This is a genomic window from Tropicimonas sp. IMCC6043, from assembly GCF_004146235.1.
GTDB lineage: Bacteria > Pseudomonadota > Alphaproteobacteria > Rhodobacterales > Rhodobacteraceae > Tropicimonas.
This window is the reverse complement of sequence record NZ_SELO01000018.1, coordinates 58,091-78,404: the sequence shown is the minus strand read 5'-3', so window position 1 is coordinate 78,404 and position 20,314 is coordinate 58,091. Positions and strand designations below refer to the sequence as shown.

Genomic DNA, 20,314 nt, shown 5'->3' with positions numbered 1-20,314 from the left:
CTGGTGACGTCAGATCGGGCCGGTACCGGTCAGCCGGGTCTCGACCAGATCGCTGATCGCGCCGATGGCGCGGCGCGGAGGCTTGCGGTCCAGCACCGCCCGGCGGAGCGTCTGCGCGGCCCGGTCGAGATCCGGATCGCCGGCGCTGCGGGCGACGGAGGCGAGGAACTGCGCGAGATATTCCATCTGCTCGTCATCCATCGGCTGCGAGATGACTTCCGCAATGTGGGAGAGATCGTCCTTGAGCGCGAACAGGTCCGGCGAGACGATGTCGCCGCTGACCACATGCGGGGTCCGGGGGCGGGCGTCGGCCGGAAGGTGGACCAGCACAGCCTGCTGAAAGGCGGCGAGGCTGATGATGGGCTTCTCGAGGAAGCCGTCCGCACCGGCCGCAAGCGCCTCGGTCGCAACCGACGGATCGCCGCTGGTCGCCAGGATCACCGGCGCGCGCTGATCGGAGGCGACGAGTTCGCGGATCAGCTCCGCGCCATTGCCGTCCGGCAGGCCCATGTCAACGATCACCGCGCTCGGGCGGTAGACCGCGAGATGCTTGTGCGCCGAAGCCAGGCAATCGGCCCGGCGGATCCGCGCGCCACTGCGCAGGCAGAGCAGCCGCATGGCCTCACAGGCAAACCGGCTGTCTTCGACAACCAGGATCGTCAGGCCCAGGAGCGGACGTTCGGGCGTCGGCTTGCGCGCCATCATACGGGCGGCGAGTTCGTCGGGCATGGTGCTTCCCCTTCTCCGGCTCTGTCCAGAAGAGGTGATTCTAACTAATGGACGGTAAACGGACGCTGGGTCGCAGGCAGCCGGCTTGCGGACCCCGGCCCCGTGGCGCGATAAGGCGCGCGAAACGCCCTCGTAAAGGAGTCGATCATGATCGGACGTCTCAACCACGTCGCCATCGCCGTGCCGGATCTCGAAGCAGCTGCAGAGCAGTATCGCAGCACCCTCGGCGCGAAGGTCGGCGAACCGCAGGATGAGCCCGACCACGGCGTGACCGTGGTCTTCATCGAACTGCCCAACACCAAGGTCGAGCTGCTCTACCCGCTGGGCGAGAAATCCCCGATCCAGGGTTTCCTCGACAAGAACCCGGCCGGCGGCATCCACCACATGTGCTTCGAGGTCGAGGACATCCTCGCAGCCCGCGACCAACTCGTGGAGAAGGGCGCGCGTGTTCTCGGCAACGGCGAGCCGAAGATCGGTGCGCACAAGAACCCGGTTCTTTTCCTGCACCCGAAGGATTTCAACGGCTGCCTGATCGAACTCGAGCAGGTGGGCTGAATGGCCATCACCTCCGCGCTTGTCCTTCTGGCCGTGATCTGGTTCATGGTGCTCTTCATCGTGCTGCCTCTCCGGCTGACCACACAGGGCGAAGCGGGGGATGTGGTTCCGGGAACGCCGGCCTCCGCGCCGACCGACCCGCAGCTGAAACGCAAGGCGAAGATCGTCACGGTCATCGCCTTGCCGCTTTGGGCAATCACCTGCTGGGTGATCCTCAGCGGCACGATCACGGTCGCGGATTTCTCGCTCTACGACAGGTTCGGACCCGGTGCCGAGCGGAGCGCGCCGGCGCAGGACTGAGCGGCGCGCGGCTTCGGCTTCGCTCCCAGAGGTGGGAAAAAGTCACAGCGCCGCGCTTCCGTGCCTTTCGGACGCGACGGCGGCCTGCGGCGCTTGCCTCTCCGGGCCGATGGTCTCTAGATATCGGGACCAGCAATACAGGCAGAAACCCGCCCTGTTGAACCGCTGCGAAGCGATGGGAAGGTTCGGGTCAGCGGCCGAAAATGGAGAGTGCGAAATGAAGACGGCGCGGATCGTTGCAGCAACCACCATGGCTCTGCTTCTGGGGGCCTGCAACATGGCAGTGCCGTCGGAAGGGATGGAAGGGCGGACGCTGTCCGCCGACGAGCTTCCCGAGGGCCTGATTGCCAATGCCGCGCCGAACCAGAACCTGGACACGGTGATCATTCAGCCGGAAAACGGCTGCTACTGGTATCAATACAGGGGACCGGTCGAGACGACCTACTTGCCGCTGCGGGCGAAGAACGGCCAGCCGATCTGCGCCCGGGCGCCGGAGACCTTCTCGCCCAGCATCTGATCACGCCAGACAGGTCGCCGCCGCCGCGGGGCGCCGGCGTCAGTTCGACGCGGTGATGAAGTCGTCCGCCGGGTAGAGGCGCGCCGTCGTTCCGACCGAGACCTGGTCATAGAGGCCGATTATATGGGCCATGACCATGCGGACGCAGCCGGAACTCGCACGGCTTCCGATGGAGCGCGAGAGCGGCGTGCCGTGGATCCTCAGCATCGTGTCGCGGTTGCCGACATAGAGGTAGAGGGCGCGTGAGCCGAGCGGATTCTGCGGGCCGCCCGGTTCGCCGTCGGCGAATTTCGCATAGATCTCCGGCTCGCGCTTGACCATCTGGGCGGTCGGCGTCCAGGAAGGCCATTTCGCCTTGCGGCCCACAGTATAGGTCCCCGGCTCGTAGAGGTTCCCGCGACCGATGGCGACGCCGTATCGCATCGCCGTGCCGCCCTCCTGAATGTGGTAGAGGTAGCGTGCGACGGCATCGACATGGATCTCGCCGGGCGCGAGCCCCGGATTCGCCTCGACAACGCGGGGAAGGAAGCGCGGGTTCAGCCCCCAGGGGTTCGAGACCGAGGGGTTGTAGTTGGCTGGCGTCACCTGGGCGTCCCAAGCCGCCCATTGGTCCTGGGCGGCGAATGCCGGTGCGGCGATCGGGGCCGAGAACAACGCGGCCGTGGTCGTGATGAAATGGCGCCTGGTCAGCATCAATAGTCTCCTTTCGAGGGTCGAAAAGCGGACCTCCCGATTCGCATGTCTCATATCGTTTAGCTATTAAACGAGTCTACAGTGGGACTGTTCCCTCACGAATGCGTGTGCCTTTTCCGGCCGAAAGAAGGCAGTCTCCTGCCGGGCCGGCGCCGGATCAAGCCAAAGTGCGGGCAATCCCGGGTGTTTCAAGCCGGTGATAGAGGTGGGTGAAGGTCGCTGCCCCGAGGATCGGCACGAAGAGATTGACGATCGGAATCGAGAGCGGCGCGGCCATCAGCGTGCCGGCGAGCCAGATCTGCGGCATGTTGCGGCGCCGCGCGGCCCTGGCACCGGCGCGCCCGACCCGGCGCATGGCGACGAGCTGAAAATACTCCCGCCCGAGCAGGAAGCCGTTGACCACCCAGAACATCAGCGGCGCAAACGGGCCGACGAGGAAATAGAGGATCAGCGCCAGCAGGTTCACGACGAGAATGACACCGAGGAAGCTGACAGAGTCCCGGAGTGCCTCCCCAATTTGGACGCGGTCGGCCGGCGGCAGATCCGGGTAATGTCGGGCTTCGACGGCCTCTGCGATATCGTCGAGAAAGAAGCCGGTGAAGGCGGAGGCCACGGGGACCATGAGAAAGACGGAGGCGACGAGCATCAGCCCGATCATGGCAAAGGAGAGGATGTCTCCCGGCACGCCGACGGACAGGCCGAAAAGCGTGAAACTCTCCGGCAGCAGGCCGCCGATCAACCAGACCAGCGCCCAGGTGGCTGCGGCCAGCAGCGCGATTGTGAGCCCGAGCCCGAGCAGGAAAACACGCAGGAACCGGCGGTCGGAGAGCTGTCCGACGGCCTTGGCGAAATCTCCCAGCATCGTCAGGTCCGGACCCATTCGGTAATGGCGTCGAGATCGGGGCGCGGGCGTTCTGGCGGTGTCGCCGTCTCGGTGCCGATATGGAGGAAGCCCGCGACAAATTCATTGGGCGCCAGGCCGAGGCCCGACTCGAGGAACGGCCGGTCGAAGGCCGCCCAGCTGGTCAGCCAGTTGGCGCCCCAGCCGGCAGCGAGCGCGGCGGTCAGCAGGTTCTGGCAGGCCGCGCCGGCGGAGAGGATCTGCTCGATCTCCGGCACGGCGTCATTCGGCACGGGACGGGAGATCACCGCGACGACGAGATCGGCGTCGGCAAACTGGCGCACGGTCTTTTCGGCCTGTTCAACGGCGATGCCGAGCGCGGCCGCGCGGTCCGGGATCCTTTCCGCAAGGCGCTGGAGCGCAGGCTTCTCCAGCACGATGAAGCGCCAGGGTTCGAGCTTCTTGTGATCGGGCGTGCGCGCGGCGATGGTCAGCAGCGGCCGCAGCGCCGCGGCGTCCGGCACCGGCGTGGTGAGTGTCTTTGCCGGCCTCGAGCGGCGGGCGGCAAGGAAATCGAGGACGGTCTGGTTCGGTCGGGGCATTCTCTCTCCTGCGAGCTTTGCTCCCTAGGTAAGGCCGGACCCGGCCGAGAACCAGCGCCAAGATGCACTTACCCGCGGTCCACGGCGACGGTGGTCCATCACCGGATCCTGTTCCAGACCTCGTCGATCACATCCGCCGCCATCATCACGTCGTCGCGGGTCGTGTCGAACTGGCCCACCTGGAAGCGGATCACCTTGCGGCCGCCGAAGGTGCCCTGGGTCAGGTAGATGCGCCCGTCATTGTTCAGTGCGTCCACCAGCCGCTGCTGGCACGCGTCGTCACCCGGGGCGCGGAAGGAGAACAGGCTCAAGATCGGTTCGGTGACGATCTCGAACCCGTCGAGTGCGCGGATCGCCTCGCAGACCTCGCCAGCCCACGCGACATGGTTGCGGATGCGGTCGCGCAGCCCCTCGAGCCCGTAAGAGCGGATCAGGAACCAGATCTTCAGCGCGCGGAACCTGCGGCCGAGCGGGATTGTCCATTCGGAATAGTTGGTGACGCCGCCCCCGGTCGTCTTCAGGTATTCGGGCTCGATCTTGAGCGTGTCCAGTTGCGCCGCGGGGTCCTTTAGGAACTGCACCGAGCAGTCGAACTGCGCCCCCAGCCACTTGTGGGAATTGAGGACGATGCTGTCGAACCCTGCGACGCCGTCCCAAAAATCGTCGCGGAATTCCGGGCAGATCATCGCTGACCCCGCCCAGGCAGCGTCCAGGTGGCTGTAGAGCCCCTCGCGCCGCGCCACTTCGAGGACGGGTCCGTGCCTGTCGGAGGCGCCGATGCCGGTTCCGCCGGTAATGGCGATGATCCCCGCCGGAACGTGCCCCGCCGCGCGATCCTCCGCGATGGCGCGTTGAAGGGCTGCCACGTCCACCGCGTGGCGCGGGCCGGTGGTCCCGATCTTGACCAGGTTCTGCTGGCCGATCCCGGCGACCCAGCAGGCCCGATCGATCGAGGAATGCACCTGATCGGAGCAATAGATCCGCATGTTGCCCTTGGCGTTCAGGCCCTCGCGGTTGCCGGAGAACCCGATGGCCAGCTCGCGCATCGTCAGGACCGCCGACAGGGTGGCAGACGAGGCGCTGTCCTGGATCACGCCGGCATATCCCGCGGGAAGGCCCAGGGCCTGCCGCAGCCAGTCCACCATGACCTGCTCGAGCTCGGTCGCGGCCGGCGAGGTCTGCCAGAGCATGCATTGCGCAGCGATCGTGGTCACCAGTATGTCGGCCAGCATCGAGGGCGGGGCGGCATTGGCGGGGAAATAGGCGAAGAAGCGCGGGTGCTGCCAATGCGTCATCCCGGGCATCACGATGGTTTCGAAATCGTCGAGGATGGCCTCCATTGCCTCGCCCGCCTCCGGCGGGACCGGGGCGATCCTGGCCGCGGTGTCGCCCGGCGCCGTCGGGGCACGCACAGGGCGGTCACGCAGGGTCCGGTGATACTCCGCGGCCCAGTGCGAGATCCACTCGCCCCATCTCTCGAATTCGTCCCACTTCATCATGTGCTCCCGGATGCCTGCCGATAATTGAGCCGTGTCGGGGGGGGGGGCGCCGCTCAGGCGGGAACGCCTACGGTCCTCCAGAAAGGTTGGCGCCAAAGAGGGTTTCCAGATCCGCAATGAGCTCGTCGACCATGCGGTCGTGGCGCGGGCCGGGCTGGCGGGCGATGACGGTCTCCGCGAGCGGGTCCGGGGCCGTCACCGGGGTGTCGGCAAGCGCCTCCAGCACGGCATGGCCGCAAAACGGTGCATAGGCCTCCGAATAACCGCCCTCGTGAACAAGAACGAGCCGCCCGTCGCAGAGCGTCTCGGCGGCACCGCGGACGCGTTCGGTGAGCGCGCGGAACGTGTCGGCGCCGGCCAGCATGCGCGAGAGCGGGTCTATGGCGGCGGCGTCGTAGCCGCAGGCGACGACGATCACCTCCGGTTCGAAGGCGTCGAGCGCGGGTAGCACCAGCCGGTCGAAGGCGGCGAGATAGCCGTGGTGCCCAGTACCAGGCGGCAGCGGGATGTTGAGATTCGCGCCGCGGCCTGCGCCAGCGCCGCGGTCTTCGGCGTCTCCGGTGTCGAACGGGTAGTTGCGCTCCTGGTGCAGCGAGATCGTCAGCACGTCGGCGCGGTCGTAGAAGATGGCCTCGGTGCCGTTGCCGTGATGCACGTCCCAATCGACGATCGCGACGCGGCCAGCGAGGCCCTCGGCCAGCGCCGCCTCGACGGCGATGGCGATATTGGCGAGCAGGCAGAAGCCGTTGGGAATTTCCGGCAGGCAATGGTGGCCCGGCGGGCGGGAGAGCGCATAGGCATTTTCGAAGCGGCCGCGCAGGACGTCGAAAAGCGCGGCGCGGGCGAGGCCGGCCGAGAGGGCGGCGATCTCGAAGCCGCCGGGTCCGAAGGGCGCGCGCAGGCCGAGCTCTCCGCCGCCCTCGTCCGAAACCCGGCGGAACTCCCGGAGATAGCTGATGGGATGGACGCGCAGCAACTCCTCTTCGCTCGCGGGCTCGGCGCCGCGCATGTCGAGATGGTCCGCGAGGCCAGTCACGCGGATCAGGTTGAGCAGCCGCCGCTTGGCCTCGGGGTGTTCCGGCAGGCCGCCGGGCATCGGCTGGACCAGCCCGCCCACCGGCATCGTCATCGCGTAGTTCCCGCCACCGTGCCAGAAGCAGCGCTCGTCCCAGTAAAACCCCGTCGCCATCGTGGTCCTCTCCTCGTGCCGCTGCTACCCTAGGAATGTTGAGAGGTCGCGGGAAGGGGCGATGCGGAAAGGCGAGTTGGGCGAACTGGCGCAGCCGGAAGCGGAGATCGCGGTGCGGGTCACGCCGAAGGCGTCGCGCAACGCGCTGGAGGCGGGCGAGGCGGGAATCCGGGTCTACGTGACCGTGGCGCCCGAGGGGGGGAAAGCCAATGCGGCGGTGCGCAAGCTGCTGGCGAAGGCACTCGGGATCGCACCCTCGGCGCTCACGCTGATCCGGGGCGAGACGTCGCGCGATAAGGTGTTCCGGGTCGAGTGACGGGCAGGCCGATGCGGGTTGGTGAGGCGCCGGGCCGGTTTCGGCCGGGCGCCGGGAAGGTCTCGCAGGCCGATAATACGGACCGGGCCATGCGCTGCGCCGGAGGTGTCAGCCCGAGACCGACGAAATCCGGTTGGCATGGCCCATCTTGCGGCCCGGGCGGGTTTCGGCCTTGCCGTAGAGATGGAGGGCGACGTCCGGATCGCGGGCGAGGTCCGGGACGCGGTCCATGTCCTCACCGATCAGGTTCTCCATGGTGACATTGGCATGCCGGCTCCCGTCGCCGAGCGGCCAGCCGGCAATGGCGCGGATATGCTGCTCGAACTGGTCAACGGCACAGCCATTCTGGGTCCAGTGGCCGGAATTGTGCACCCGCGGTGCGATCTCGTTGATCACCAGACCAGCCGGCGTGACGAAGAGCTCGACACCGAGCACGCCGACATAGTCCAGCGCGTTGAGGATGCGGCCGGCGAGCAGCACGGCGTCGGTCCGGAGCGCGGCCGGGATCGGGGCTGGAACCTCGGTGCGGCGCAGGATGCCGCCCTCGTGATGGTTGCGGCCGGGGTCGAAGCAGGCCACCTCGCCGTGGGTGCTGCGGGCGGCGATTACCGAGATCTCCATCGAGAAATCGACGAAACCCTCGAGAAGCGCGGGTGCACCGGCCATCGCGGCAAAGGCCTCTTCGGCCTGGTCGACCGCGGTGATCCGCACCTGGCCCTTGCCGTCATAGCCGAGCAGCCGCGTCTTAAGGATCGCGGGGGGGCCGATGGTCGCAAGCGCGGCGTCGAGATCGGCGCGGCTTTCGACATTGGCGTAGGGCGCGGTCGCCAGCCCGAGCCCGGACAGGAAATCCTTCTCGGTCAGCCGGTCCTGACTCACGGCCAGCGCCCTGTGGTTGGGGCGCAGCGGCCGCAGCGCCTCGATACGGTCGAGCGCCTCGGCCGGCACGTTCTCGAATTCGAAGGTCACGACGTCGACGGCGCGGGCGAAGGCTTCGAGCGCTGTGGCGTCCTCGTAGGGCGCGCGGGTGCTCGCGGCGGCGACATCGGCGGCCGGTGCCGCGCCGGGCTCATAGATGTGACAGCGGTAGCCGAGACGCGCGGCGGCGACCGAGAGCATGCGGCCGAGCTGGCCTCCGCCGAGGATGCCGATCGTCGCGCCGGGAGGAAGCTGGGTCATGATCCTATCCGTTCAGCCGGGTCTCGATTGCGTCGAGCGCGCCGCAGAGCACCTCGCCGGCACCGCCGTGACGAAGGGCCTCGACCGTCTGCAAGCGTAATGTCCCCTCGGTGGCAAGGGCGTCGCGTGCCTCCGCCACGGCGACGCCGAACTCGGCGGCCAGCGCTGAGGCCACCGCGTCGCTGCGACGGGTCACGGTGATCTCGTGGCCTCGGGCGGCAAGGCTGCGCACCATCGGGGTGGCGATGGCACCGGTACCGATGAAGCCGATCCGGCTCATTCCTCCGGAACCTCCGGAATCGAGGCCGAGAGCGCCGCGCGCCAGGCGTCGAGCCGCTCGGCCAGCGCGGCATCCTCGTTGGCGAGGATCGCAGCCGCCATCAGCCCGCCATTGGCTGCGCCGGCCGCGCCGATGGCCATGGTGGCGACCGGGAAACCCCTGGGCATCTGGACGATGGAATAGAGCGAATCGACGCCCGAGAGCGCGCGGGTCTGGACCGGAACGCCGATAACCGGCACTCGGGTCTTGGAGGCCATCATGCCGGGCAGGTGGGCCGCGCCGCCGGCGCCCGCGATGATGGCCTTGAGCCCACGCGCGGCGGCGGTCTTGCCGTATTCCCAGAGCCGGTCCGGCGTGCGGTGGGCTGAGACGATCCGGGCCTCATAGGGCACCTGGAGCTCGTCGAGGATCGTCGCGGCCTCCTTCATGGTCGGCCAGTCCGACTGGCTTCCCATGATGATCCCCACTTTTGGCTGCGGCATCTGACCCTCCTCGCAGAACGGATGCGCACAATAGCAGCCGCGCCGGTCAGCGCAACGGCCGCAGGACGCTTGCGGGCGCCGCTCAGGCGATGATGTCGGGGGTGATCTCGTCCTCGAGGATCGCGATCTTGTCCTTCAGCCGCAGCTTCTGCTTCTTGAGCCGGCGAATGGTGAAGGGATCGGCCGTTCCGGTAGCTTCGAGCGCGGCGATCGCCTCGTCGAGGTCGCGGTGTTCGCGAGTGAGAACCTGCAACTCCACACGCTTGACCTCGAGTTGGTCCATTTCGGTCGGTGCGTTCATTGGGGTCCTGCCTCGACGCTCGTCGTCAACGGAGCGAATATAGATCCTGCGGGCGGCGTCAGCCAAGACAAACCTTCAAGTATGGCACGTCGCGACGCTTGCATGGGCCGCGGAGCAAACCCATATTTGACTGCGGGCGCCCGGACTCGGGGCCCGAACTATGCATGGTCGCTTCGTGAAAGGACGTGCCCGATGACCAAGACCGCCCTGGGCTCTCATCCCTTCCTGCTGGGATTCGAGCAGCTCGAACGCCTCGTCGAACAGACCGCGAAAGCGGGCAACGACGGATATCCGCCGTACAATATCGAGCAGTCCGGCGAACGCCATTTTCGGATCACCCTCGCGGTGGCGGGGTTTGCCGAGACGGACCTGTCGATCACGGTCGAGGATCGCCAGCTGGTGATCCGCGGGCGTCAGTCCGACGCGACGGCAGAGCGTGTCTTCCTCTATCGTGGCATCGCTGCACGGCAATTCCAGCGCAGTTTCGTGCTGGCCGACGGCGTCGAGGTGACCGGCGCGACGACGGAGAACGGGCTTCTGCATGTCGATCTCGAACAGGTTCGGCCCGAGACGGTGGTTCAGACGATCCGGATCAACCGGCGGGACGGAAAAGGAGGCCCACATGGATCATAAGCTTCTGCTCGACGAGACCGAGACTGTCCTGCGGCCGATCGTTTATGTGCGCCCGGTCGAGGCGGCCGAACTGCCCGACGAGATCCGCCGGCAGGCGGGACCGCTTGGCGACCTCTATGCGGTGCATGACGAGACCGGCCAGCGGCTGGCCTTGGTGCGCGGACGCAGCCTCGCTTTCGCGCTGGCGCGGCAGAACGACATGACGCCGGTCAACGTCCACTGAATAGGCGCGGGGAGCTTAGCTCTCCGGATCGGGGCGCCGAATCGGACGGGGTGACGTCGCGATAGCCAGTGGCTTGGTCATCAGGAACACAACCGTATCCTCGATCGGCTCCGGCAGGTCCGGGAGCCTGGTCCTGCTCGGCCCTTTGAGCCTGGGCAGGTCGGAGAGATTTACTACCGGAACCTTCGCGGCGACCGGCAGATCGCCAAGCCGCACAGCGGCGGTGCCGTCGAGGTCGGGATCCCTGAAATGAACGCGCGTTTGAAGGAGTTCGGACTGGCCGGTCCGTTCGAGATAGGCCTCGTGCAGCGGCTGCACCATTGCGTAGGCGCGGCCGTTGATCTTGGTCCGCTGCGTCGGGCCGCCGAAGACATAGACGGCAACACCAATCATGACCGGCATCGCGAGATAGCGCAGCAGCACCCAGATCCCGGTCGTCCAAAAGCTCGATTTTTCCTTGCCCAAAGGCTCCACTCCATAACCGCAAACTCGTAACAGAGGGCAGGTAGATCAGGAAGGATGGCCGGTCCGGTGCCCGCTTTCAGGCAATAGGAAGGTCATTGCCGAAAGCGGGAAGGCTGGGAGAAGTGGGCTGCGGCGCCCGTTCAGCGGCGATTGGCGTAGAGCGCGGCGACGGCGCAGGAGGCCAGTCGCGCCTTGTCGTCGTCGGCGCGGCTGGTGAGGATGACCGGCACCTTGGCGCCGAGGACGATCCCGCCCGCCTCGGCATGCGCGAGGAACGTCAGCTCCTTTGCCAGCATGTTGCCCGATTCGAGATTCGGCACGATCAGGATTTCGGCATTGCCTGCCACCGCCGACTGGATACCCTTGGTGATCGCCGCGCCGATGTCGATGGCATTGTCCATCGCAAGCGGGCCGTCCACGAGCGCGCCGCGGATCTGGCCCCGGTCGGCCATCTTGGCGAGAGCGGCGGCGTCGAGCGTCGAAGGGATCTTCGGGTTGACCTGCTCTACCGCAGACAGGACGCCGACCTTGGGAACCTCGATTCCGAGCGCATGCGCCAGGTCGACCGCGTTCTGCACGATATCCACCTTCGTCTCGAGATCGGGCGCGATATTGATCGCCGCATCCGAGATCAGCAGCAGGTGTTTGAGCCCCGGCACGTCCATTACGAAGACATGGCTAAGACGCCGCCCAGTGCGCAGGCCGCCGTCGCGCTTGACGATCTGGGCGAGCAGCACGTCGGTATGCAACTGGCCCTTCATCACCGCCTGCGCGCGCCCCTCGTGAACCAGCGCCACGGATTTCGCAGCGGCGGCAGCGTGGTCCGGTTCGTGCAGGATTTCGAGGCCCGAGATGTCCTCGCCGATCTCTTCGGCCGCTTCCTGGATCAGCGCGGCGTCGCCCACCAGGATCGGCGTGATCAGCGTGTGCTTCCAGCCGAGGATCGCGCCACCGAGCGAACTGGCGTTCTCCGGCGCAACGACCGAAGTCGGGATCGGTTCAAGCGGTTCGGCCTTGTCGAGCAGCGCGTCAAAATGGACGTGGCGCTGCACTGTGAGACCGGGAATGTCGTCGAGCTCGAAGCTCTGGCCCTTCTCGGGCGCATAGACTTCTGCCTCGCCATCGACGACCACTGTGCCGTCGAGCTTCTCCACGCGGGTCGCCAGGCGGACCGAGCGGTCGGCGGCGAGCGCGGTGACCCGGACCTTGATCACCAACTCGTCACCGTCATGGGCGCGGTTGAGGAACTCCAGTTTCTGGGACTTGTAGAGCGTTCCGGGTCCGGGAAGCTTGTTGCCGAGCACCGCCGAAATCAGCGCGCCGACCCACATCGAGGGCGCAACGGCCTCGGGAACGCCATCGCCGTCGCCATCCTCGCGCGGCAGGTGCATGGGGTTCATGTTGCCGCTGGTATTGGCGAAGACATAGAAATCGTCGGAACGGCAGGTGCGTCGCAGTTCCGCTTCCATCCCGACTTCGAGCTTGTCCCACGGCGTGTTCACGAGCCTGTTCATGGTTCCATCCTAGGACCGGATCAAGGGTACCACGAGGCGGCGGGGGAGATCCGGTTGACCGTCCCGTCGGCATACGTTCCTCCCCCCCTTCGCCGAAATCTCTACGATGGCGTGGTGAAAGAATAGTCTTTTCGCTGCGGAAGACACCCGGTGCGGGCGAATATGCCGCAGCGCGGCGTGGCGGAGACCGCAGCCAGTTTCGGAGAGGGACGGTCCGAAGGCGACGTCCCGGAGCGGCCACATCGCGAAAACCGGCCGGAAAACGAGGCTTTGCGGTCTGCCGCCTGCGTGCTAGCACGATGTCGAGGAAAGACTTGCCGACAGGAGGGGGCGTTCCCGATGACTTCACCCAAAGCCTTTGCACTGGCCCTCGCGGCCGCGTCGAGCCTCGCTGCATCGCCCGGTATCGCACAGGAGGCCAGGTTCGGACTGGAACTGAACAGCCTGAAACCTGCCGATGCCGGCTGCCGACTCACCTATGTGGCGCAGAACGCCACGGGTGCCGATCTCGAGGCAATCTCCTTCGAAGTCGCGGTTTTCGATGGCGAGGGCACCGTGAGCCGCCTCCTGATCCTCGAGTTCGGCGCCCTGACCGATGGCAAGACCAAGGTGGTGCAGTTCGACCTTGCCGGCCAGTCCTGCGAGGATGTCTCCAGGCTTCTCGTCAACGGCGTCGCAGAATGCACCGCCGCGAAGGGCGAGGCACCCGATTGTCTCGGTGCGCTGGCGCCGACAAGCCGCACCGAGGTCGGTTTCGGCCTCTGACGGCCGCTCGCGACCCGGTCAGGTCAATGGCGGCGTTTCAGTGCGCGGGCGGGCTCTGTAGCCTCCCTGTCCGGCAGGTAGAGATTTCGCTTGCCGGTCGTATCCCTGAATGTCGCGGTTTTTGAGGATTTCATTTTGGTTTGGTTGGCTGCCAGATTGCTGAGAGTGTTGCTCACGCTGACGCTAGTTCTCGTCGTCTCGGTGGCGGTGCTCGCCATGCTATTCCTGGAGGACCAGCCCGCAATCGCATTCGGGGGCCCGCCGGTGCCCGAAGACGTTGTCGAAACGCGTGCCTTCGTGCGCGGTGTCCGCGCGGCCATTCAACCCGATCAGCCCGTGCCGGAGCCGTTTTCGACAACCGAGACCCAGTTGAACAGCGTCATACGCCTGGGAGCGCGGTTCGTTCCCGGCTTCCGCGGCCGGGTGGCCGTGCGGGACGGCGAGATCGACGGCACGGCATCCGTTCCGCTGTCCTTCGCCGGCAGAACGAAGTGGCTGAACCTGCTTGCCACCGCTCCGGAATTCGACGACCGTCTCACGCTGTCCGCCGTGCAGATCGGACGCCATGCCGTTTCTCCGGACCTGGCGCTCGAGGCCGGACGCATCGGGGCGAACCTGATTGTCGGCGACGGGTTCGGAGATTCCGTTCTGGACGCTGCGACGGCAATGCAGATTCGCGGCGACGTCGTGTCCTTCGATCTCGAGCTGAACGAAATGGGCCAGAACGGCGTCATGCGCGGATTGTTCGGAACCATGCGGGGCTCGGATCTGCCCGGCGCGGAGGACGTCGATCGCTACTACCTCTCGCTCCTGGCTGCGATGGATCAGGGAGAGCTTCCGAGCGAGGGAAGCTACCTGCCTTATCTTGTGTTCACGCTCGAAGCCGCGCTCGAAGGAAGCCGCACCGAAGGTCTCCAGAACGCTTATACCTCGGCCATTCTCGCGCTGACGCGCGTCTGCGGCGCGCGGGATTTCACGTTGATCGTCGGCGGTCTTGTCGGCGATGCTCCGGTCGCCGACAAGCCGGAGCAGGATTGCAGCGCGCTCACGCTGAACGGGCGCATCGACAGCCGGAGGCATTTCACGACAGCCGCCGCGCTGCAGGCCGCGAGCAACCGCGGATTCGCGGTGTCGGTCGGGGAATTCAAGGAGCTCTACGATACGCTGAAGTCGGGTGGCTTCGATTTCACCGACTTGGCCGCCAACAACTCCGGGATCCGGATGTCGAATACTCTTATGGCCGCGCCGGCGGAGGATTGGCCGGACCTGATTGCGCGGATCGAAGGCGAAAACGACGTCATCGTGCCCTTTGGAGGCATCCCCGAGATCATGTCCGGCGACGAGTTCGAGCAGACCTACGGGGATGTCGAAAGCCCCGATTACCTCGCCATGCTGGACCGGATCGAGGCGCGTATCGACGGATTGGCGCTGCACCGGTAGCGGGAAGTCATCGCCGCCTCCCGGTCTTTCCGGAGCGCCAAAACGCCGGCTGATCTACTATCCGACCCGCCGCCCCGCGACCCAGACGCCGCGCAATGCGCCGGCGCCGGCCACCCGATGCACCCGGATCACATCGGCCCGCGCGCCGGGTTCCAGCCGCCCGCGATCGGCCAGTCCGACCGCGTCGGCGGGAGCCTGGGTCACGCTGCGCATCCCACGCGCGACATCGCCCCAGAGATCTCCCAGCATCAGCGCCGCCGAGAGCAGCGCCGCGGGGACGTAGTCGGAACTCACGATGTCAAGCAGGTCGGCCTCGGCGAGGTCCTGTGCCGCGACATTGCCCGAGTGGCTGCCGCCGCGGATCAGGTTCGGCGCGCCCATCATGACCGCGATCCCCCGCGCCCGGCAGGCGGCGGCCGCCTCCAGCGTGGTGGGAAACTCCGCCAGACGTACGCCGTGGGCGGCCGAGGTCTCGACATGCGCTTCCAGCGTGTCGTCATGGCTCGTCAGCACCGCGCCGTAGCGCCGCGCCTCCTCGACCGCCATCCGCTCGTGCAACGCGCCGTGCTTTGCCTGGAGCCCTTTCATCTGTTCGACATGCGCCTCGAAATCCGCGTCCGACAATCCGCGCTTGCCCTGCACGTATTGCTTGAGCCGGGAGATGTCGCGGAACTGCCGCTGACCGGGCGTGTGGTCCATGAGCGACACGATGCCGATCCGGTCGCCCGGCCCGAAGCTGGCCATCTCCTGCACCAGGGTCTGCGAGCAGATCTCTGCACGCAGGTGCAGGAAGTGGCTGACCCGGAGCGCGCCCTGCGCCCGAAGGTGCAGAAGCTCGTTGGCGAGCTGGCGGGCATAGGCACGGTAATCGGTCTTGCCTTCGAGCACCGAGCCGACCCGCATCGCGTCGAAGACCGTGGTGATGCCGACGCTGGCCATCTCGCCGTCATGCGCGATGATTGCCGCGTCATGCGGCCAGTCGACCTTCGGGCGCGGTTGGATATGGCGCTCGAGATTGTCGGTGTGCAGCTCGATGAGTCCGGGCATCACCATGTCGCCCTCGCAATCCACCGCGCCCGCCGGCACAGCGCGGCCGGGATCAATCCCGACGATCCGCCCCTCCGTGATCCGCAGCGCGCCGAGGATCACCTCGTTCGGCAGGACCAGTTGCGCGTTCGCCAGAATCAACTCGCCCATCGCCGGTTCTCCCTCTCTCCGCTCTCGCCCGTCGCCGCGCACTGTGCTAGGCGCATCGAAGGAGGCACGCCATGGATGGTTTCACGCGTTACGCGATTTTCTATGCGCCGCCGCCGGGCCGGCTCGCCGATTTCGGGGCCGCCTGGCTGGGCTGGGATCCGCGCGCGGGCCGCAGGCTGGCCCATCCTGTGCTGCCCGGACTTCCGATGCCGGTGGCCGAGATCACCGGAACGCCCCGGAAATACGGCTTTCACGGGACGCTGAAGCCGCCCTTCCGGCTGAAGCCCGGCTTCGACGTGGCCGAGCTTCACAACGCGACGGAAGCGCTGGCATCCTCGCTTGCGCCGGTGCTGCTGGACGGGCTGACCCTGTCGCAACTGGACAGTTTTCTCGCGCTCATGCCCGAGGGCGATACAGTGCAACTCGCGCTGCTTGCCGCCCGCATTGTCGAGACGCTCGACGGCTTCCGCGCCGCCCCCGAAGAGGCCGAACTGGCCCGCCGCCGCGCACCCGGACTCACGCCGCGCCAGGAGGTGCTGCTTCAGCAATGGGGCTACCCGTATGTGATGGAGGAATTCCGCTTCCATCTCACGCTCTCGGGTCCGCTGCTCGCGGAAGACGCGCAGGAAATCGCCGCGCGCCTTGAGCCGGTGGTCGAGCCGCTCCTGCCGCGTCCCTTCCGCATCCGGGAAATCTGTCTCTTCGGCGAGGGCCAGGACGGAATGTTCCACCACCTGCATCGCTACACGCTCTCCGGCTGACGCAGCGAAGGGAGAGTCCGCGCGAAGGTCTCCGGCGAGCCGGTATTTCCCGGATTATGGGCCGGCGGGCCGTTGGGGAACAAGTTCCGAGCCCGCGCGCCTTCGCCCGATGTCCATGTTGCACCTTCGGCCTCACATCCATCCGCGTCTCCGGAAGAAGATGTAGGTGGCGATGCCCGAGATCCCCATCCCGGCCAGCGCCAGCGCAAACCCCCACCTGCTGTCGAGCTCGGGCATCCAGGTGAAGTTCATCCCGTAGATGGAGGCGATCAGCATCGCCGGTGCGAACAGGGCGACAAGCGCCGAGAGCATCGAGACCGACTTGTTCTGCTCCAGCCCGATCATCCCGAGCGTCGCGTCGGTCACCACAGAGGCGCGGGCGGCGAGGTAGTCGGCATGGACCGAGAGCGCCGCGATGTCGCGCGCCTGGCCGTGCAGCAAGTGCCGGATCGTCTTCGGGTCGTCCGTGCCGGTCGGGAACTGTTCGAGATAATTTATCGCGCGCTCCAGCGTCAGCAGCGAATGGCGCGCCGCGCCGATGCGCACGCCGAACCGGCCGGTGGTTTCCAGCGCGCGTTGCAGCATCACGGTCCGGTTGAGCTTGCCGCCATCGAAGACCTCACCGGAGGTCGTGTCGAGCGCGCGGCCGATCTCCTCCAGCGTGTCTGAGAGCTGGTCGACCATCTCCTCGACGAGGCCGAGACAGATGCGTGCCGGCGACCCACAGCCGGCCCCGCTCTTGCCGGCGCGTTCGGGATAGGCGGCGAGCGCCTCGGGCGCGTGGAAGCGCACGGTCACGAGCCGTTCCGGGCCCAGCACGAGGCAGAGCGGGAGCGACAGGCGGCGGCCGTCGGGCGACATCCCTGGAAGCACGACTGTCATGTAATTCGCCCCGCCGAGCCGGTAGAGCCGGCTGGAGAGCTGCAACTCCTCCATGTCCGCAAGCTCCGGCACCTGGACCCCGAGCGCTTCGACCGCCGCAACCTGTTCGGGCCGCGCCAGGAAGAGGTCGATCCAGACGGCGTCGCCGAGCCCGGCTCCGGCCGGGTCGATCGGGTCGAGGGTGGTTTCGGTGGATCGGTAGGCGTAGAGCATGGATCGGACCTGCGAGACGGGCGGGAACCTTCAACTGGGTATACCGCGGCCAAGGATCGTCCAAGACTTGATCGCCGGGTTCGGCCTCCTGTGCGCCTTTCGCAAGACGTTTCGGTTCCGAGCCGGGCTCCAGATCTCTTCGGTGCTCCGCCCATTGACGCTTGCGCTTCGGGACAGGCGAGAATGTACGAGTTTTCACAATCATTCGTCACGAGCCCGCCCCATTTAAAAGCGACTCTCAGCGGAGTATTTTTTAGAAGGAGACCGTTATGGAATGGCTCGCACAGATTTCGATGGGTGATCTTTTCACCGCATTCTTCGCTACCTGCATTGTGCACGAAACGCTCATCGCGTTCCTGCCCGATCGCGTCGCCGGTCCCGGTGGCTGGCTCCTCGATACTGGTCCCGAAGCGTAAGGCGATCTTGCCGCCGCTGCCCTCGTGGCGGCCAGCGCTGTAGAGATCTTCCTGCGCGACGTCCTCCCGGAGAGGATCACGCAGCCGCAGGCCCTGCCGGGACGCGCCGGGGACCTGTCCTCCGTCATCCCGCTCCGACCGCGTCGCTTGCCGCGAGGCAACGCGCAGTGTAGGACGCCCGGAAGCCGCGGGTGCGGCCGGAAGACGACAACGAGGCTGCCTGAGACATGACCGAAGAGATCCAAGCATTGCTTGAGGCGGATCACGAGAAGATCCTCAAGATCCTGCCGCACCGCTACCCCTTCCTGATGATCGACCATGTGCGCGATATCGACCCCGGAAAGAGCGCCGTCGGGATCAAGAACGTGACCTTCAACGAGCCGCATTTCCAGGGCCATTTCCCCGGCCACCCGGTGATGCCCGGCGTGCTGGTGATCGAGGCGATGGCACAGACTTCGGCGGTGCTGATCGGTCTCTCGCGCGGGATCTCCGAGCAGCTGATGATCTACTTCACCACCGTCGACAAGGCGAAGTTCCGCAGGCCGGTTGTGCCGGGCGACGTGCTGGAGCTGCATGTCGAGGTGAAACGCGCCGGGTCCCGCATCGGCAAGTTCGAGGGGCGCGCCATCGTCAACGGCGAACTTGCCGCAGAGGCGGAATTTTCCGCCATGGTACAACTGCCCAAGACCGATTCCGCGGAGAGCTGAGCATGGCCATCGACGCAACCGCCCGCATTCACCCCATGGCGGTCATCGATGAGGGGGCGGTGATCGGGCCGGGTGTGAGCATCGGGCCGTTCTCGGTCATCGGGCCGAAAGTGAAGCTCGGCGAAGGCGTGGTGATCAAGTCCCATGTCGTGGTCACCGGCGACACCACGATCGGCAACGACACGGTGGTCTTTCCCTTTGCTGTGATCGGCGAGATCCCGCAGGACCTGAAATTCCACGGAGAGGATACCTGCCTCCTGATTGGTGCCCGCACGCGTATCCGCGAACATGTGACGATCAACCCCGGCACCGAGGGCGGGGGGGGCGTCACGAGGGTGGGAGACGACTGCCTGCTGATGGCCGGCAGCCACGTCGCGCATGACTGCCAGGTCGGAGACCGGGTGATCCTTGTCAACAATTCCGGCCTTGCCGGCCATGTCACCGTCGGGGATGACGTGATCATCGGCGGTATCTCGGGCGTGCACCAATGGGTGCGGATTGGCCAGGGCGCGATCATCGGCGGCCTCTCCAAGGTCGTGAAGGACGTGATTCCCTTCGGCATGGTGCAGGGCGATGATGCGCACCTCGTCGGGCTGAACCTGATCGGGCTGAAGCGGCGCGGGCTGGAGCGGATCGACATCGCCGAACTGCGCGCCGCCTACAAGGCACTGGCGGCCGAGGGCGGCACCTTCCAGGAGCGCGCGGCGGCGCTCGGCGAGGCATCGGACAGCGACTACGTGCAGCAGATCGTCGATTTCATCCGCGGCGACAGTGAGCGCAGCTTCCACATGCCGGAATAGGGCGGCGCATGCTGGCCCTGATCGCCGGAAACGGGCGCCTGCCGGAGCTTCTGGCCGAGCGCTGGCGCCAGGCGGGGCGGGAGCTGATGGTCTGCGCCTATTCCGGTGCGCCAGAGGCGGTACCGCCGGATATCCGGTTTCGGCTCGAGAGCCTCGGCGGGCTGGTGCGCCGCCTGCGGCGGGAGGGCGTGCACGAGGTCTGTTTCGCGGGCGGTATCACGCGGCCGAAGCTGAGCCTGAGATATCTCGACTTTCCGACGCTATTGCTGGTGCCGCGGCTTGTGCGCGCGCTTGGCAAGGGCGACGATGGAGCATTGCGCGAGCTGATCGCGCTTTTCGAGGAGAACGGAATGGCGGTGCGCGGCGCCCACGAGATCCTGCCCGAACTGCTGCCCGAACCGGGCGTGCCGACGCGCGCCCAGCCCGGCCCGGAGGACCGCAAGGACGCCGCCCGCGGCGAGGCGATCGTGACGGCGATGGGCGCGGCCGATGTCGGTCAGGCCTGTGTGGTCGCCCGCCGTCAGGCGCTGGCGATCGAGGCCATGCCCGGCACCGACTGGATGCTCGCCTCGCTCCGTCATCGCCCGGACGGGCTTCCCGAGGGCGGACTGTTGTTCAAGGCGCCAAAGCCCGGTCAGGACCGCCGCGTCGACCTTCCGACCATCGGCCCGGCGACGATCCGCGCGGCCGGCGAGGCCGGTCTGCGCGGCGTCGTGATCGAAGCCGGCGGCGTGATCCTGCTCGATCGGGAGGCGGCGCTTGAGGCGGCCGATGCGGCCGGGCTCTTCCTCTGGGTCCGACCGAGAGGCGGCTGA

The 20,314-nt window shown here is 66.8% G+C and carries 27 protein-coding genes; 13 read left to right on the top strand and 14 right to left on the bottom strand.

The window, feature by feature from the left end; all coding sequences use genetic code 11:
• Nucleotides 1-9: 9 nt before the first annotated feature.
• The gene (locus EU800_RS16130; protein ID WP_129634063.1) at nucleotides 10-729 is read right to left on the bottom strand and encodes a response regulator; all 720 of its coding nucleotides are present in this window, start codon (nucleotides 727-729) and stop codon (nucleotides 10-12) included.
• 147 nt (nucleotides 730-876) lie between these two features.
• On the opposite strand from EU800_RS16130, the gene mce reads away from it, so the two are divergent.
• The 3 genes from mce to EU800_RS16115 all read left to right on the top strand — a co-directional run bounded on the left by mce (nucleotide 877) and on the right by EU800_RS16115 (nucleotide 2,101).
• Complete coding sequence (gene mce, locus EU800_RS16125; RefSeq protein ID WP_129634062.1) at nucleotides 877-1,284, top strand: methylmalonyl-CoA epimerase; 408 nt, start codon at nucleotides 877-879, stop codon at nucleotides 1,282-1,284.
• On the top strand, nucleotides 1,285-1,584 hold the full coding sequence (locus EU800_RS16120; protein ID WP_129634061.1) for a DUF1467 family protein: 300 nt from the start codon (nucleotides 1,285-1,287) through the stop codon (nucleotides 1,582-1,584).
• A gap of 217 nt (nucleotides 1,585-1,801) precedes the next feature.
• Nucleotides 1,802-2,101 (top strand): hypothetical protein, encoded by a 300-nt coding sequence (locus EU800_RS16115; RefSeq protein WP_129634060.1) that lies wholly within the window; start codon nucleotides 1,802-1,804, stop codon nucleotides 2,099-2,101.
• 39 nt (nucleotides 2,102-2,140) lie between these two features.
• Here the strand turns inward: EU800_RS16115 and EU800_RS16110 are convergent, their stop codons facing one another.
• The 5 genes from EU800_RS16110 to EU800_RS16090 form a co-directional block, all read right to left on the bottom strand.
• Entirely contained in the window at nucleotides 2,141-2,794 is a 654-nt protein-coding gene (locus EU800_RS16110; protein WP_129634059.1) for a L,D-transpeptidase, read from the bottom strand.
• Nucleotides 2,795-2,951: 157 nt separating this feature from the next.
• Complete coding sequence (locus tag EU800_RS16105; protein ID WP_129634058.1) at nucleotides 2,952-3,656, bottom strand: EI24 domain-containing protein; 705 nt, start codon at nucleotides 3,654-3,656, stop codon at nucleotides 2,952-2,954.
• Nucleotides 3,657-3,658: 2 nt separating this feature from the next.
• Nucleotides 3,659-4,237 carry a nitroreductase gene (locus EU800_RS16100; RefSeq protein ID WP_129634057.1) on the bottom strand — a complete coding sequence of 193 codons (579 nt, stop codon included), beginning with the start codon at nucleotides 4,235-4,237 and terminating at the stop codon, nucleotides 3,659-3,661.
• A 98-nt stretch (nucleotides 4,238-4,335) separates the two neighbouring features.
• Complete coding sequence (locus EU800_RS16095) at nucleotides 4,336-5,733, bottom strand: pyridoxal-dependent decarboxylase (RefSeq protein WP_129634056.1); 1,398 nt, start codon at nucleotides 5,731-5,733, stop codon at nucleotides 4,336-4,338.
• Between the two features lie 70 nt (nucleotides 5,734-5,803).
• Nucleotides 5,804-6,925 (bottom strand): class II histone deacetylase, encoded by a 1,122-nt coding sequence (locus tag EU800_RS16090; RefSeq protein ID WP_129634055.1) that lies wholly within the window; start codon nucleotides 6,923-6,925, stop codon nucleotides 5,804-5,806.
• A gap of 61 nt (nucleotides 6,926-6,986) precedes the next feature.
• Between EU800_RS16090 and EU800_RS16085 the strand changes: the two genes are divergently transcribed.
• Nucleotides 6,987-7,241, top strand: coding sequence for a DUF167 domain-containing protein (locus EU800_RS16085; protein ID WP_129634054.1), 255 nt, complete (start codon nucleotides 6,987-6,989; stop codon nucleotides 7,239-7,241).
• 108 nt (nucleotides 7,242-7,349) lie between these two features.
• Here the strand turns inward: EU800_RS16085 and EU800_RS16080 are convergent, their stop codons facing one another.
• From EU800_RS16080 to EU800_RS16065, 4 genes are all read right to left on the bottom strand, one after another.
• Nucleotides 7,350-8,420 carry a 5-(carboxyamino)imidazole ribonucleotide synthase gene (locus EU800_RS16080; protein WP_129634053.1) on the bottom strand — a complete coding sequence of 357 codons (1,071 nt, stop codon included), beginning with the start codon at nucleotides 8,418-8,420 and terminating at the stop codon, nucleotides 7,350-7,352.
• Between the two features lie 4 nt (nucleotides 8,421-8,424).
• On the bottom strand, nucleotides 8,425-8,700 hold the full coding sequence (locus tag EU800_RS16075) for an NAD(P)-binding domain-containing protein (protein ID WP_129634052.1): 276 nt from the start codon (nucleotides 8,698-8,700) through the stop codon (nucleotides 8,425-8,427).
• Complete coding sequence (gene purE / locus EU800_RS16070; RefSeq protein WP_129634051.1) at nucleotides 8,697-9,182, bottom strand: 5-(carboxyamino)imidazole ribonucleotide mutase; 486 nt, start codon at nucleotides 9,180-9,182, stop codon at nucleotides 8,697-8,699. The genes EU800_RS16075 and purE overlap by 4 nt, the downstream gene beginning before the upstream one ends.
• 82 nt (nucleotides 9,183-9,264) lie before the next feature.
• Nucleotides 9,265-9,483: a YdcH family protein gene (locus EU800_RS16065; protein WP_129634050.1), complete on the bottom strand. Its 219-nt coding sequence runs from the start codon at nucleotides 9,481-9,483 to the stop codon at nucleotides 9,265-9,267.
• A 192-nt stretch (nucleotides 9,484-9,675) separates the two neighbouring features.
• Here EU800_RS16065 and EU800_RS16060 point away from each other — a divergent pair, with 192 nt between their 5' ends.
• Both EU800_RS16060 and EU800_RS16055 read left to right on the top strand, forming a co-directional pair.
• The gene (locus EU800_RS16060; RefSeq protein WP_129634049.1) at nucleotides 9,676-10,116 is read left to right on the top strand and encodes an Hsp20 family protein; all 441 of its coding nucleotides are present in this window, start codon (nucleotides 9,676-9,678) and stop codon (nucleotides 10,114-10,116) included.
• Nucleotides 10,106-10,339: a DUF1150 family protein gene (locus EU800_RS16055; protein ID WP_129634048.1), complete on the top strand. Its 234-nt coding sequence runs from the start codon at nucleotides 10,106-10,108 to the stop codon at nucleotides 10,337-10,339. Before EU800_RS16060 ends, EU800_RS16055 begins: the two co-directional genes overlap by 11 nt.
• A 15-nt stretch (nucleotides 10,340-10,354) precedes the next feature.
• Here the strand turns inward: EU800_RS16055 and EU800_RS16050 are convergent, their stop codons facing one another.
• The gene (locus tag EU800_RS16050; protein ID WP_129634047.1) at nucleotides 10,355-10,804 is read right to left on the bottom strand and encodes a hypothetical protein; all 450 of its coding nucleotides are present in this window, start codon (nucleotides 10,802-10,804) and stop codon (nucleotides 10,355-10,357) included.
• 140 nt (nucleotides 10,805-10,944) lie between these two features.
• The gene (locus EU800_RS16045; RefSeq protein WP_129634046.1) at nucleotides 10,945-12,318 is read right to left on the bottom strand and encodes a bifunctional enoyl-CoA hydratase/phosphate acetyltransferase; all 1,374 of its coding nucleotides are present in this window, start codon (nucleotides 12,316-12,318) and stop codon (nucleotides 10,945-10,947) included.
• Between the two features lie 339 nt (nucleotides 12,319-12,657).
• Between EU800_RS16045 and EU800_RS16040 the strand changes: the two genes are divergently transcribed.
• Together EU800_RS16040 and EU800_RS16035 are read left to right on the top strand one after the other, a co-directional pair.
• Nucleotides 12,658-13,083 carry a hypothetical protein gene (locus EU800_RS16040; protein ID WP_242500603.1) on the top strand — a complete coding sequence of 142 codons (426 nt, stop codon included), beginning with the start codon at nucleotides 12,658-12,660 and terminating at the stop codon, nucleotides 13,081-13,083.
• 165 nt (nucleotides 13,084-13,248) lie between these two features.
• Nucleotides 13,249-14,523 (top strand): hypothetical protein, encoded by a 1,275-nt coding sequence (locus EU800_RS16035; RefSeq protein ID WP_242500605.1) that lies wholly within the window; start codon nucleotides 13,249-13,251, stop codon nucleotides 14,521-14,523.
• 57 nt (nucleotides 14,524-14,580) lie between these two features.
• Here EU800_RS16035 and EU800_RS16030 read toward each other — a convergent pair whose 3' ends face one another.
• A complete protein-coding gene (locus tag EU800_RS16030; RefSeq protein WP_129634044.1) occupies nucleotides 14,581-15,720 on the bottom strand; it encodes an alpha-D-ribose 1-methylphosphonate 5-triphosphate diphosphatase in 1,140 nt (379 codons plus the stop codon).
• A gap of 71 nt (nucleotides 15,721-15,791) precedes the next feature.
• Between EU800_RS16030 and EU800_RS16025 the strand changes: the two genes are divergently transcribed.
• Nucleotides 15,792-16,481 (top strand): DUF1045 domain-containing protein, encoded by a 690-nt coding sequence (locus tag EU800_RS16025; RefSeq protein WP_129634043.1) that lies wholly within the window; start codon nucleotides 15,792-15,794, stop codon nucleotides 16,479-16,481.
• Between the two features lie 132 nt (nucleotides 16,482-16,613).
• Here the strand turns inward: EU800_RS16025 and EU800_RS16020 are convergent, their stop codons facing one another.
• Entirely contained in the window at nucleotides 16,614-17,576 is a 963-nt protein-coding gene (locus EU800_RS16020) for a CorA family divalent cation transporter (RefSeq protein WP_129634042.1), read from the bottom strand.
• 269 nt (nucleotides 17,577-17,845) lie between these two features.
• Between EU800_RS16020 and EU800_RS26910 the strand changes: the two genes are divergently transcribed.
• From EU800_RS26910 to EU800_RS16005, 4 genes are all read left to right on the top strand, one after another.
• Nucleotides 17,846-17,992: a hypothetical protein gene (locus tag EU800_RS26910; RefSeq protein WP_165354694.1), complete on the top strand. Its 147-nt coding sequence runs from the start codon at nucleotides 17,846-17,848 to the stop codon at nucleotides 17,990-17,992.
• Between the two features lie 227 nt (nucleotides 17,993-18,219).
• A complete protein-coding gene (gene fabZ, locus EU800_RS16015) occupies nucleotides 18,220-18,699 on the top strand; it encodes a 3-hydroxyacyl-ACP dehydratase FabZ (protein WP_129634041.1) in 480 nt (159 codons plus the stop codon).
• A 2-nt stretch (nucleotides 18,700-18,701) separates the two neighbouring features.
• Nucleotides 18,702-19,499 carry an acyl-ACP--UDP-N-acetylglucosamine O-acyltransferase gene (gene lpxA / locus EU800_RS16010; RefSeq protein ID WP_129634040.1) on the top strand — a complete coding sequence of 266 codons (798 nt, stop codon included), beginning with the start codon at nucleotides 18,702-18,704 and terminating at the stop codon, nucleotides 19,497-19,499.
• A gap of 8 nt (nucleotides 19,500-19,507) precedes the next feature.
• Nucleotides 19,508-20,314: an LpxI family protein gene (locus EU800_RS16005; protein ID WP_129634039.1), complete on the top strand. Its 807-nt coding sequence runs from the start codon at nucleotides 19,508-19,510 to the stop codon at nucleotides 20,312-20,314.